At 72.3% G+C, this 12,634-nt stretch carries 13 protein-coding genes; 8 read left to right on the top strand and 5 right to left on the bottom strand.

Annotated features, from left to right (window positions below; all coding sequences use genetic code 11):
* The first annotated feature begins 25 nt into the window (after positions 1–25).
* The 3 genes from ABD262_RS05130 (at position 26) to ABD262_RS05140 (ending at position 4,150) form a co-directional block, all read left to right on the top strand.
* Positions 26–1,390, top strand: a complete 1,365-nt coding sequence (locus ABD262_RS05130; protein ID WP_344132144.1) for a dipeptidase — start codon at positions 26–28, stop codon at positions 1,388–1,390.
* Between the two features lie 127 nt (positions 1,391–1,517).
* Positions 1,518–2,903 (top strand): GH1 family beta-glucosidase, encoded by a 1,386-nt coding sequence (locus ABD262_RS05135; RefSeq protein ID WP_344132147.1) that lies wholly within the window; start codon positions 1,518–1,520, stop codon positions 2,901–2,903.
* The gene (locus ABD262_RS05140) at positions 2,900–4,150 is read left to right on the top strand and encodes a saccharopine dehydrogenase family protein (protein ID WP_344132150.1); all 1,251 of its coding nucleotides are present in this window, start codon (positions 2,900–2,902) and stop codon (positions 4,148–4,150) included. Before ABD262_RS05135 ends, ABD262_RS05140 begins: the two co-directional genes overlap by 4 nt.
* A gap of 273 nt (positions 4,151–4,423) precedes the next feature.
* Here ABD262_RS05140 and nadA read toward each other — a convergent pair whose 3' ends face one another.
* Complete coding sequence (gene nadA / locus ABD262_RS05145) at positions 4,424–5,626, bottom strand: quinolinate synthase NadA (RefSeq protein ID WP_344132153.1); 1,203 nt, start codon at positions 5,624–5,626, stop codon at positions 4,424–4,426.
* Between the two features lie 62 nt (positions 5,627–5,688).
* Here nadA and ABD262_RS05150 point away from each other — a divergent pair, with 62 nt between their 5' ends.
* Entirely contained in the window at positions 5,689–6,468 is a 780-nt protein-coding gene (locus ABD262_RS05150) for a maleylpyruvate isomerase family mycothiol-dependent enzyme (protein WP_344132156.1), read from the top strand.
* Positions 6,469–6,478: 10 nt separating this feature from the next.
* On the opposite strand, the gene ABD262_RS05155 is transcribed toward ABD262_RS05150, so the two are convergent.
* Entirely contained in the window at positions 6,479–6,700 is a 222-nt protein-coding gene (locus ABD262_RS05155; protein WP_344132159.1) for a hypothetical protein, read from the bottom strand.
* A gap of 128 nt (positions 6,701–6,828) precedes the next feature.
* Here ABD262_RS05155 and ABD262_RS05160 point away from each other — a divergent pair, with 128 nt between their 5' ends.
* Both ABD262_RS05160 and ABD262_RS05165 read left to right on the top strand, forming a co-directional pair.
* A complete protein-coding gene (locus tag ABD262_RS05160; protein ID WP_344132162.1) occupies positions 6,829–7,995 on the top strand; it encodes a glycerate kinase family protein in 1,167 nt (388 codons plus the stop codon).
* A 95-nt stretch (positions 7,996–8,090) separates the two neighbouring features.
* Positions 8,091–8,483 carry a HesB/IscA family protein gene (locus ABD262_RS05165; protein WP_056920736.1) on the top strand — a complete coding sequence of 131 codons (393 nt, stop codon included), beginning with the start codon at positions 8,091–8,093 and terminating at the stop codon, positions 8,481–8,483.
* Positions 8,484–8,567: 84 nt separating this feature from the next.
* On the opposite strand, the gene ABD262_RS05170 is transcribed toward ABD262_RS05165, so the two are convergent.
* Complete coding sequence (locus ABD262_RS05170) at positions 8,568–9,293, bottom strand: flavodoxin family protein (protein WP_344132171.1); 726 nt, start codon at positions 9,291–9,293, stop codon at positions 8,568–8,570.
* 90 nt (positions 9,294–9,383) lie between these two features.
* Here ABD262_RS05170 and ABD262_RS05175 point away from each other — a divergent pair, with 90 nt between their 5' ends.
* Together ABD262_RS05175 and aat are read left to right on the top strand one after the other, a co-directional pair.
* Positions 9,384–10,370 (top strand): carbohydrate kinase family protein, encoded by a 987-nt coding sequence (locus ABD262_RS05175; RefSeq protein ID WP_344132174.1) that lies wholly within the window; start codon positions 9,384–9,386, stop codon positions 10,368–10,370.
* Positions 10,371–10,388: 18 nt separating this feature from the next.
* Positions 10,389–11,072: a leucyl/phenylalanyl-tRNA--protein transferase gene (gene aat, locus ABD262_RS05180; protein WP_425564796.1), complete on the top strand. Its 684-nt coding sequence runs from the start codon at positions 10,389–10,391 to the stop codon at positions 11,070–11,072.
* A 28-nt stretch (positions 11,073–11,100) separates the two neighbouring features.
* Here the strand turns inward: aat and ABD262_RS05185 are convergent, their stop codons facing one another.
* Together ABD262_RS05185 and ABD262_RS05190 are read right to left on the bottom strand one after the other, a co-directional pair.
* On the bottom strand, positions 11,101–11,382 hold the full coding sequence (locus ABD262_RS05185) for a sulfurtransferase TusA family protein (RefSeq protein ID WP_344132177.1): 282 nt from the start codon (positions 11,380–11,382) through the stop codon (positions 11,101–11,103).
* Positions 11,379–12,596 (bottom strand): cysteine desulfurase family protein, encoded by a 1,218-nt coding sequence (locus ABD262_RS05190; RefSeq protein WP_344132180.1) that lies wholly within the window; start codon positions 12,594–12,596, stop codon positions 11,379–11,381. Before ABD262_RS05190 ends, ABD262_RS05185 begins: the two co-directional genes overlap by 4 nt.
* Positions 12,597–12,634 lie beyond the last annotated feature (38 nt).

A 12,634-nucleotide genomic window follows, 5' to 3' on the forward strand; every position in this document is an offset into this window, starting at 1 on the left:
GGTCCCACCCGTTAGGCTCCCGACCGTGACCGACGACGTGCTGACTGCTGACCAGATCTCCGCCCTCAGGGACACCGTTGCCGGCCTCATGCCGGGCCTGCGCAAGGACCTCGAGGACCTCACGCGCATCCCGAGCGTGAGCCTCGACGCCTTCGACCAGGCCCACGTCGAGGCCAGCGCCGAGGCGACCGCCGCGCTCCTGCGCGCCGAGGGGCTCGAGGTCGAGATCGTCCGCGAGGGGGGCCGCCCGGCCGTCATCGGGCACATCGACGGACCCGAGGGTGCGCCCACGGTCCTGCTCTACGCCCACCACGACGTGCAGCCTCCCGGTGACGACAAGGACTGGGACAGTGCGCCTTTCGAGCCCACCGAGCGTGACGGCCGGCTCTACGGTCGGGGCGCCGCCGACGACAAGGCCGGGATCATGGCCCACCTCGCCGCCCTGCGCGCCCACACCGGCGCCCTCCCGGTCGGTGTCACGGTCTTCGTCGAGGGCGAGGAGGAGATCGGCTCCGACTCCCTGCCGACCCTGCTGGAGAAGCACGGCGAGAAGCTGCGGGCCGACGCGATCGTCCTCGCCGACTCGACCAACTGGGCGATCGGCGAGCCCGCCCTGACGACCACCCTGCGCGGCCTGATCCGCGTCGTCGTGACGGTGCGGACCCTCGACCACGGAGTGCACTCGGGCATGTTCGGCGGTGCCGTCCCCGATGCCCTCACCCCGCTCGTCCGGATCCTCGCCAGCCTCCACGACGACGCCGGCGACGTCGCGATCGCCGGTCTGAAGTCGGGCAAGGCCAGCGACCTCGACTTCGACGAGGCCCGCCTTCGTGAGGAGTCCGGGCTGCTCGACGGCGTCGAGGTCATCGGCACGGGCAGCCTCCTCGACCGCATCTGGGCCAAGCCGACCGCCACCGTCATCGGCATCGACGCGCCCTCGGTGGCGAAGTCGTCGAACACCCTGGTGCCGAGCGCGAGCGCCAAGGTCTCGATCCGGCTCGCCCCGGAGGAGGACCCCCTGGATGCGTATGCCGCGGTGCAGCGCCACATCGAGGCGAACACCCCGTGGGGTGCCAGGGTGGAGGTGCACCTCGACGACCAGGGCTCGGGTTTCGACGCCCACGCGGACGGCCCGGTCTACGACCAGGCGCGGGCCGCCTTCACCGACGCGTGGGGGGTCGTGCCCGTCGACATCGGCGTGGGCGGGTCGATCCCGTTCGTCGCGTCGTTCGCGACGAAGTTCCCCGACGCCGCCATCCTCGTGACCGGGGTCGAGGACCCCGACACACGGGCCCACGGTGCGAACGAGTCGCTCCACCTCGGCGAGTTCGAGAAGGTCTGTGTTGCCGAGGCCGTCCTCCTGGCCCGCCTGGGGGCCATGCCCCGCTGACCATGCCCCGCTGACCAAGCCTCGTCGATCTCGCCGTTGACCTCGCCGTCGACCTCGCCCGGCCGATGTCCCGGAGCCGACCCGGATCCGACAGCCAGCCCCAACCGCCCGTCCCGAGGAGAGTCCGGTGACCGATTTCCCCACCCTGCCGCGGGACTTCACCTTCGGCGTCGCGTCCGCGGCCTACCAGGTCGAGGGCGCCGTCAACGAGGGCGGCCGCGGCCGCTCGGTCTGGGACACCTTCTGCGACAAGCCGGGAGTCATCGTCGGTGGGGCCAGCGGGGCCATCGCCTGCGACCACTACCACCGCTACCGCGAGGACGTGGAGCTGCTCAAGGTGCTCGGCGTCGACAGCTACCGGTTCTCCGTCTCCTGGCCGCGCATCCTGCCCACGGGGACGGGCGAGGTGAATGCGGCCGGTCTGGACTTCTACGACCGGCTGGTCGACGAGCTGCTCGACGCGGGCATCGAGCCCACGGCGACGCTCTTCCACTGGGACACCCCGCAGGCCCTGGAGGACCGCGGCGGCTGGACCGGTCGCGAGATCACCGAGCACTTCGCGGCCTACGCGACGATCGTCGGCGAGCGGCTCGGTGACCGAGTGGCCCGCTGGATGCCGCTGAACGAGCCCAACGTCGTCACCATGCTGGGCTACGCGATCGGCAACCACGCGCCCGGGCGCTCGCTGGGGTTCGACGCGCTCCCCGTGGTGCACCACCTGCTCCTCGGGCACGGGCTCGCGACCCAGGCGCTGCGCGCGGCGGGCTGTCGCGAGATCGGCATCGCGAGCAACCACGCACCGGTGTGGCCGGCCTCGCCGGCCCCCCGGGACGTCGAGGCGGCCGAGCTCTACGACAACCTCTGGAACTGGATGTTCGCCGACCCGGTACTGCTCGGCCGTTACCCCGTCGAGGGCACCGAACAGGGCTTCCCGAGCTACCGCGACGGCGACCTCGCCACCATCGCCGAGCCGCTGGACTGGTTCGGCATCAACTACTACAACCCGGCGCGCATCGGTGCGCCCGGGCTGGCGCCCGACAGCTCCCAGCTCGACGGGGCGCAGCTGCCGCCCGGGCTACCGTTCGAGAACCGTCGCATCGAGGGCTACGAACGCACCGACTTCGACTGGCCGATCGTCCCGGAGGGTCTGGCCCAGATCGTCCGGACCTTCCGTGACCGGTATGCGGAGCAGCTCCCGCCGCTGTACGTGACCGAGAGCGGCTGCTCCTTCCACGACGCCGACCCGGTCGACGGCCGCGTGCCCGACCCGCGACGGATCGCCTACCACGACGCCCACCTGCGGGCGCTGGCCGACGAGGTCCGCGACGGCGCCGACGTGCGTGGCTACTTCGCCTGGTCGGCCACCGACAACTTCGAGTGGGCGGCGGGCTACGCCGAGCGGTTCGGGTTGGTCCACGTCGACTACCGCACGCAGGTCCGCACGCCCAAGGACTCCTACCACTGGTATCGCGACCTCATCGCGCACACCCGAGCGAACGGAACACCGTCATGACCCCCAGCGCCACCGCCCGCACCCACGACGTCGTGGTCTTCGGGGCCACCGGCTTCGTCGGCCGGCTCGTCGCCGCCTACCTCGCCGAGCACGCGCCGGCGGGCACCCGTGTCGCCCTCGCCGGTCGCTCCGAGCGACGGCTCGAGGAGGTGCGGTCGGGGCTGCCGGCCGCGGCACGCGACTGGCCCCTGGTGGTCGCCGACGCGGCCGACCCGGTCGCCCTGCGTGCCCTGGCCGAGTCGACGACGGTGGTCGCCTCGACCGTCGGCCCCTACCTGCGCTACGGCCTGCCCCTCGTCCAGGCCTGTGCCGAGGCCGGCACGCACTATGCCGACCTCACGGGGGAGGTGCTGTTCGTCCGGCGGGCGATCGACGCCGTCGACGCCCGTGCCCGGGAGACCGGCGCCCGCATCGTGACCGCCTGCGGGTACGACTCGATCCCGTCCGACCTCGGGGTGCACCTGCTGCACGAGCGCGCCGTCGCGGACGCGGCCGGCGGGCTGCTCGACACGACCCTGCACGCCAAGTCGAAGGGCGGCCTGAGCGGCGGCACGATCGACTCCTCGCGAGCCCAGCTCGAAGCGGTGGCGCAGGACAAGGCGCTGCGCAAGGTCGTCTTCGACGCCTACGCCCTCAGCCCCGACCGGGCCGCCGAGCCCGACCTGGGCAAGGAGCGCGACGCGAGCTCGGTGTTCGTCGACGCGGAGACCGGCGACTGGGTGGGCCCGTTCATCATGGCCGGTTTCAACACCCGGATCGTGCGTCGTAGCAACGCACTTCGGCGCCACGCCTACGGACGACGGTTCCGCTACCGCGAAGTGAGCGCGTACGGCAAGGGCTTGCGGGGCCGTCGCCGCGCCACCGTCTTCTCCGCCCTGCTGGGGCTGGCCTACGCAGGCATGGCCAACCCCCGCACCCGGCCGATCGTCGACCGCCTCGCGCCCTCGCCCGGCGAGGGACCCAGCGAGCAGGCCCGGCTGTCGGGGTGGTTCGCGATGAAGATCCGCACCACCACCGAGACCGGTCGCCGTTACCTCGCCACCGTGGCGGCCCAGGGCGACCCGGGGTATACCGCGACGGCCGTGATGCTGGGTGAGTCCGCGCTGTGCCTCGCCCTGGACGGCGCAGCCCTGCCCGAGGCCGCTGGGGTGCTGACCCCGTCGACGGCGATGGGTGACGCGCTCGTCGACCGGCTCCGTGCGCGGGACTTCACGATGACCGTGGACGAGCTGACCGACCGCCCCTGAACTCGGTCGGGTCAGCCCGCCCACGGGAAGTGCGGCGGCCCGCACACAGCGAGACCAGCCCCACCTCTCCGCTGCTCGGACAGGCCGAGCACGTCGGATGCAGGCATCGCGACCGCGGATCGCCACACCATACGGTGCGACGACGTCGCCGACAGCGTGGGTGCGAGCCTGCGTGTCATCGTGACCAGGGGCGATCCTCCCACGTGGAGCGTGGATCCCTGCAGATCACCCAGTATGTGAGGGGTCGCCTGCGTTTGGCCTCCCTCAGGAGGACTAGTCCCGGTGGGTCTCTCCCGGCAGGGCCAGCATCTGGTCGAGCGCGACGCGCGCGTGGTGGGCCACCTCGGGGTCGACCCGGATCGGGTTGACGACGCGACCCTGCACCAGTGACTCGAGCGTCCACACGAGGTGGGGCAGGTCGATGCGGTTCATCGTGGAGCAGTAGCAGACGTTCTTCTCCAGGAACGAGATCTGCTGTTCGGGGAACTGTGCCGCCAGGCGCCGCACCAGGTTGAGCTCGGTGCCGACGACCCACTTGGTGCCGGCCGGCGCCGCCGCGATGGTGGTGATGATCTTCTCGGTCGAGCCCACCTCGTCGGCCGCCTCGACGACCTCGTGCTGGCACTCGGGGTGGACGATCACCTTGACGCCGGGGATCTCGCGCCGGGCCTGCTCGACCGCGGCCAGGCTGAACCGCCCGTGCACCGAGCAGTGGCCACGCCACAGGATCATCGTGGCGTCCTCGAGCTCCTGGCGGGTCAGGCCGCCCATCGGCTTGTGCGGGTCGAAGACGACGCACCCGTCGAGCTCGCCACCGAGGTCGCGGACGTAGGTGTTGCGACCGAGGTGCTGGTCGGGCAGGAAGAGCACCTTGCCGCCCTCGCCCGCCTGGTCCAGGGCCCAGGCAAGGGCGGTGCGCGCGTTGGACGACGTGCAGATCGTGCCGCCGTGCCGGCCGGTGAACGCCTTGATCGCCGCGGAGGAGTTCATGTAGGTGACGGGGACCGTGCGGTCGGCGACGCCGGCCTCGACCAGGTCGTCCCAGGCGTCCTCGACCTGCCGGATCGCGGCCATGTCAGCCATCGAGCAGCCCGCAGCCAGGTCGGGCAGGATCACGGTCTGCTCGTCGCTGGTGAGGATGTCGGCCGACTCGGCCATGAAGTGGACCCCGCAGAAGACGATGTAGGGCGCGTCGGGCCGCGCGGCCGCGTCCTTGGCCAGCTTGAAGGAGTCGCCCGTGACGTCGGCGAACTCGATCACCTCGTCGCGCTGGTAGTGGTGGCCGAGCACGAAGACCCGGTCACCCAGTGCGGCCTTGGCCGCGCGGGCCCGCTCGACGAGACCCGGGTCGGAGGGTGCCGGCAGGTCGCCCGGACACTCCACGCCACGCTCGGTGTGCAGGTCGGTGCCGCGACCGAGGACCAGCAGGGGGAGGGGCGAGGGACGGGAGTCCGACTGCGTCACAGGGGTGCTCACGCAGCGATCGTATGCCGTGCGGTGCCGGGCCTGGCGCGGCCCACCGGGCTAGGGTCGCGCCCATGCACGACGACCACGCGCTGGCCGCCTTGGGGACGGCGACCGCAGCGATGCTCGCCACCGTCCGCACCACCGACCCGGCAGCGACGGTGCCCGCCTGCCCGGGCTGGACGGTGACCGACCTCGTCGACCACCTGGGCCGGGTGCACCTCTGGGCTGCCCACAGCGCGCGGCAGGGCGCACCGCCGGACCCGTACCCGCGGCGGGACCGAAGCCAGCCACTGGCCGACTGGTATGCCGCGTGCGCCGCCACGATCGTGTCGACGCTGGCCGAGCTGTCCCCGGACCACCCCTCGTGGAGCTTCTCGGCCGACCCTGCGCACCGGACCGCGCGGTTCTGGCGGCGTCGTCAGCTCCACGAGACCACGGTCCACCACGTCGACGCGCTGCAGGCTGCTGGCCGCCTCCCGGTGTCGGGGTTGGTGGGCGATCTCCCCGGCCTCACTGCGGAGGACGCCGCCGATGGCGTGGCGGAGGTCTTCGAGGTGATGGCTCCCCGGAGCCTGGTCCGTCACGCGGGGCTCCAGCCCCTGGACGTGATCCCGGCGCCAGCGCCGATCGCGTTGTGCTGCACCGACGTCGACGCGTCATGGACCGTGCGGTTGGTCGAGGGAGCGGTCGTGCTGGCCTCCGGGGTCGCGGAGGGAGCGGTCGCCCGGGTCAGTGGACCCGCGACCCAGCTCTACCTCGCTCTGTGGCACCGAGCCGACCCCGCAGAGCTCTCGGTGGACGGCGACCAGGCGGCCGCCCGAGCCCTGCTCGGTGCTGCCCTCGTGCCGTAGGTGGGTCGACCTAGAGCGGGTGGATCTTGCTGCTGGACATCGCGACGCTGACGGTGTTCTCACCGAAGCGCACGTGGATCCGGTCGCCGGTGACGCGCACGATCGAACCGAGTCCGTGCCGGTCGTGGGTGACCCGGTCGTTGACGGCGAAGTCCGGGATGACCGGGACCTCGGCGGCGCGGAATGGGCTGTTGGGCAGGTGGGGCTTCTTGGCGGGCTGACGGGGGCGCATGTGTCCAGTGTGGACCTCTTTGCCGCCACCCGCCTCCACCGCGCCACGCATTTGCCACCAATCCGTGCTCAACCGGGGCGAATTTGGCCCTTCACCGCCACCCGCACGCGGACTGCAAGGATGGGACCGTGCATGTCGTCATCGCGCCGGACTGTTTCACCGGCACCCTCACTGCCCAGCAGGCTGCCCAGGCGATGGCCCAGGGGTGGGCCTCGAGCGCACCGCACGACCTGCTGACCCTGCGACCGTTGTCGGACGGAGGCCCCGGTTTCCTCGACGTCCTTGCAGGGGCCATCCCCGAGGCCCAGACCCTGGCGGTGACGGTCACCGACCCCCTCGGTCGTGAGGTGCCCGCGGCGCTGCTGGTGGTCGACGACGGTGGACGCCGCACGGCATACCTCGAGTCCGCGCAGGCGGCCGGTCTCCACCTGCTCGCGGCCGACGAGCGCAACCCGGCCGTCACGAGCACCTGGGGCGTGGGCCAGCTGCTCGAGGCCGCCCTCGCCGAAGGGGTCGATCGCATCGTCGTGGGGCTGGGTGGCAGCGCCACCAACGACGCGGGCGCCGGCCTGCTGGCGGCCCTGGGTGCCGGGTCGGCCCACGACCTGGCCCGGGGCGGCCTGGCGCTCGCGGAGGTCTCCGACACGGCCCTGCCGGGGCTGGTCGAGACCCGCGAACGCTTCCGCGACGTCGAGCTCGTGCTCGCCACCGACGTCGAGTCACCCCTGCTCGGTCTCCAGGGGGCGAGTGCGGTGTTCAGCCCTCAGAAGGGCGCCTCGCCGGAGGTCGCCCAGGCACTGGAGGGCGCCCTGGGACGGTTCGTCGAGGTCGTGCGCCGCACGGTGCCGGAGCAGACCGACCTCCTGACGGGGTCGGCCCGACGGCTCGACAAGTCGCCGGGCGCCGGCGCCGCGGGCGGTCTGGGGTACGCGCTGCTGCTGCTCGGCGGCACGCGGGTCAGCGGGGTGGGCGAGGTCCTCGAGGCAGTCGGGTTGCGCGAGCTGCTGCGGGCGGCCGACCTCGTGGTCACGGGGGAGGGCTCCTTCGACTGGCAGAGCCTGCAGGGCAAGGTCGTGGCGGGGGTCGCCGCACTGGCGCTCGAGACGGCCACGCCGAGCGTCGTGATCGCGGGCCAGGCCCTGGTCGGGCGACGGGAGGCCATGACCCTGGGGCTGTCCGGGAGCTACGCGGTGGCCGACACGCCCGCCGAGGTCGAGGCCGCCATGGCCGATCCGGTCGGCACCCTCGCGGCGCGAACCGCCCGGGTGGCGGCCACCTGGTCCCCCCGCGCCTGAGCTCGTCGTACAGTGGAGATGCGCGGGGAACATTTCGCGCGAACCGTGGGTTGGCACCAGTGGCCGACCTCCACCGACATGAAGGACGCATCACCATGAGTGTTCAGGACCAGACCGCTGCGGCGACCACCGTCGACGCCACCGAGGCGCCCGCCGAGGCCACGCACGGCGTGCTCCTCACTGATGTGGCTGCCGCCAAGGTGAAGTCCCTGCTCGAGCAGGAGGGTCGTGACGACCTGCGCCTGCGCGTGGGCGTGCAGCCCGGTGGCTGCTCCGGCCTCATCTACCAGCTGTACTTCGACGAGCGCACCCTCGACGGTGACCTCGTCCGCGACTTCGACGGTGTCGAGGTCGTCGTCGACCGGATGAGCGCCCCCTACCTCGAGAACGCCAGCATCGACTTCGCCGACACGATCGAGAAGCAGGGCTTCACCATCGACAACCCCAACGCCGGCAGCTCCTGCGCCTGCGGCGACTCCTTCAGCTGATCGAGCACGGCAGCCGAGCGAACATGATGCGCCCGTCACCACTGGTGACGGGCGCATCGCCGTTCGGTCGCCGGAGGCGCCGCGCTAGCGGTACTCGGGGTTCGGGTAGTCGAACCGGGCGCCCGCGTCCCACTCGGTGCGCTGGTTGCCGCCGACCGGGAAGCCACCCGCAGCCTTCAGCAGCGCCGCGAGGTGCATGAGGTTCCACGTCATGAACGTGGTGTTCCGCTGGGTGAACTCGTTCTCGGGGCCGCCGCTGCCGGGGTCCAGGTACGAGGGACCCGGCCCCGCCTCGCCGATCCACCCGGCGTCGGCGGCTGGGGGGATCGAGTAGCCGATGTGCTGGAGGCTGTAGAGGATGTTGGACGAGCAGTGCTTGATGCCGTCCTCGTTGCCGGTGATGATGGCGCCGCCGACCTTGCCGTAGTAGACGTACTGCCCTGCGGCGTTGGTCATCGACGAGCCGGCGTACAGACGCTCGATCACCCGCTTGGTGACGCTCGAGTTGTCGCCCAGCCAGATCGGCCCGGCGACGACGAGGATGTCGGAGTCGAGGATCCCCGCGAACAACGTCGGCCACTCGTCACGGTCCCAGCCGTGCTCGGTCATGTCGACGTAGACGCCGGTCGCGATGTCGTGGTCGACGGCCCGGACCAGGTCGACCTCGACCCCGTGCTTGCGCATGATGCCGGCGCTGATGTCGACCAGGGCCTGGGTGTTGCTGGGCTCGGGGGAGCGCTTGAGGGTGCAGTTGACGAAGGTGGCGCGCAGGCCGGTGAAGTCGAAGGCGCCGAGGTCGGGTTGGGTCATGGTCCGACTGTGCTCCTTGTCGCCGCTGGCGGCAACGGTTCGTCAGGCTGCTGCGCGCACCGCACCGCCACAACAGGTAGGTTTTCGCGCGTGCAGATAGCCATCACGGGTTCCATCGCCACTGACCACCTGATGACCTTCAAGGGCAGGTTCCGCGACAGCCTCGTCGTCGAGCAGCTCGACAAGGTCTCGCTGTCGTTCCTCGCGGACGACCTCGAGGTGCGCCGGGGCGGGGTGGCCGCGAACATCGCCTTCGGGATGGCCAACCTCGGCCAGCGCCCGATCCTCGTGGGGGCGGTGGGTGAGGACTTCGCCGACTACCGCAGCTGGCTCGAGCGCCACGGCGTCGACTGCCACTCGGTGCACGTGTCCGAGTCGAAGCACACGGCCCGCTTCGTCTGCACGACCGACGAGGACATGGCCCAGATCGCCACCTTCTACGCCGGCGCGATGAGCGAGGCGCGGGCCATCGAGCTCGATCCCATCGCGCACCGCGTGGGCGGGCTCGACCTCGTCCTGATCGGTGCGAACGACCCCGAGGCGATGCTGCGCCACACGCGCGAGTGCCGCTCGCGCGGCATACCCTTCGCTGCCGACCCGAGCCAGCAGCTCGCCTTCGCCGACGGCGAGACCATCCGCCAGCTCATCGACGGCGCCGACTTCCTGCTCACCAACGAGTACGAGGCCGCGCTGACCGAGCAGAAGACCGGCTGGGGCGTCGAGGAGATCGCCGACCGCGTGCACACCCGGGTGATCACGCGGGGCAAGGACGGTGTCTCCATCGAGCGCAAGGGCGAGGAGACCATCGAGGTCTCGGTCGCCCGCGAGGTGCGCCGTGCTGACCCCACGGGTGTCGGTGACGCGTTCCGGGCCGGTTTCCTCACCGGTCTGGCGGCCGACCTCGGTCTCCAGCACTCCGCCGAGCTCGGCTCGATGCTCGCGACCTACGTGATCGAGACCGTGGGCACGCAGGAGTACACGCTGGGCAAGGCGAGCTTCCTCCAACGGCTGGCTGACGCCTACGGCCAGGAGTCGGCCGACGCCATCGAGCCCCACATCGCCTGCATCGCACCCTAGGCGGGAGGTGCCACGGTGGTGACCGCCGAGCCGGTCGAACCCCTGCCCACCAGCTGGGTCTTCGACCTCAGCGAGGTGGAGGACGGCGAGGACATGGTCGCCGTCGGGGGAGACCTGCGGGCGGGCACGCTGATCGAGGCCTACCGCAGCGGCGTCTTCCCCATGGGGTTGGGAGAGCACGGTGCCCGACCGCTCGGCTGGTGGTCGCCGGACCCCCGCGGCGTCCTGCTGCCTGGGGGAGTGCATGCCAGCCGTTCCCTCCAGAAGTCGTTGCGGCACTTCGAGATGCGGGTCGACACCGCCTTCCGCGAGGTGGTCGAGGCCTGCGCCGACCCGAGTCGTGACGGGCGCTGGATCACCGACGAGATCATGGACGCCTACACCGAGCTGCACGCGCTGGGCTGGGCGCACAGCATCGAGACCTGGCAGGACGGGCAGCTCGTCGGCGGCCTCTACGGCATCAACGTGGGCGGGCTCTTCGCGGGGGAGTCGATGTTCCACCGGGTCACCGATGCGTCCAAGGCGGCCGTCGTGGCCACTGCCGGCTACGTCTTCGCCGATGGTGACCCCCGTCGCCTCATCGACGTGCAGTGGGCGACCGACCACCTGCGCAGCCTCGGCGTGGTCACGGTCTCCCGACGCGACTACCTCGAGCGCCTGGGCGAGGCCGTCAAGCTCGACCCCCCGACGTTCTCGGCCTAGCCACCCCGGCGCCCGACACGGGCAGGGCTCATCCCACCGTGCGCACCCGGTATGCCGCGTGCCCACCGTCCGTGGCGACCTCACCGAGGTAGTCCTGGGCCCGCATCCGGCACCACGCCGGGATGTCGGCCCCTGCCGCCGGGTCGGTCGCCCACACCTCGAGCACCGTGCCGGCGGGGGAGTCCTGGGCGACCTGCGCGAGCCTGATCACCGGGAGCGGGCAACGCAGGCCGCGGGCGTCCACGACGACCGGCGCGGCCCCGGCGGAGGCCGGCTCCTGCTCCTCGGCGGGTCCCGGTGTGTCGGTCACAGGCGGCGTGCCCCGAGCTCGGTCCGCACCGACTCGACCACGTCGGCGATGACGGCGCAGAAGGCCTCGACCTGCCCGGCGCGGTCCGGTGCCACGGCGGACAGGGGCAGGGTCACCCGCACGTTGCCGTGGGTCAGGGCACCCATCGCGGCCAGGACGTGGCTGGGCTCGAGGGTGCTCGCCGTGCACGCCGAACCCGACCCCACCGCGAAACCCCGGCGGTCGAACTCGCGCACCAGCGCCTCCCCGTCGGCGTAGAGGGCCGAGAAGGTCACCACGTGGGGCAGGCGGTCCAGCGGGTCTCCCGCGACCTCGACGTCGGGGACCTGCGCGGCCGCCCTCCGGACGAGGTCGACGAGGGCGAACGCCTCCGCCTGCTCCCGCCCGGCCTCGGCCACGGTCTGCTGCCAGGCCTCGGCTGCCGCCAGGGCCAGCGGGACCCACGGCGTGTGCCGGGTGGGTCCGCTCAGGGCGACGTCCGGGTCCGCGGGGCCCGGGAGCAGCCACCGCGTGCGCTCGGGGACCACGACGACCCCGAGGCCGCCCGGCCCGCCCCAGGACGCGGCCTCGGCCGCCAGGACGTCGAAGGTGCCGGGGATGCCCGTGCGCCCGAGCGACGCCTGGGCGTCGACCCCGAGGGGCACGCCTGCGGCACGGCAGGCCTCGCCGGCGGCCTCGAGCGGCTGGATCGTCCCCACCTCACCGTTGGCGTGCTGGAGGAGGGCGGCCACCGTGCCCGGTGCGCCCACGGCCGCACCCCAGGCGGTGAGGTCCACTCGCCCGACGGAGTCGACGGCCACCGCGTCGAAGACCGCCGGGTCGCCAGCGGCGTCGGCGGCGTGGCGACCGGGGACGAGGACCGCCGAGTGCTCGACCGCGGAGGCGACCACGCGCCCTCCACGACGCCGCCCGGCATACCGGAGACCGTCGGTCATCCACCGGACCGCGGTCGGTCCGTCGGGCGCGAAGGCGACCTCCGCGGGGCTGACCCCGAGGCCTTCCGCGAGCACCCCACGGGCCTGGTCGAGCAGGTGTCTCGCGGTCCGTCCCTCGCGGTGCAGCCGACGCGGGTCGGCCCACCCCGCGTCGACCGCGGCGAGCATCGTCTCCCTGGCCCGAGGGTGCATGGGCCCGGGTGCCGCGTCGAGGACGGCACGCTGGGGGAGCCGGTCCGAGGGGCCGTCCGGGGTGTCGTCCGGAGAGGGGTTCGCCACACCCCGACGTTAGCCGCACCCTGGCCGGACGGGAGGCA

The sequence above is a fragment of the Pedococcus bigeumensis genome, from assembly GCF_039531795.1.
GTDB lineage: Bacteria > Actinomycetota > Actinomycetes > Actinomycetales > Dermatophilaceae > Pedococcus > Pedococcus bigeumensis.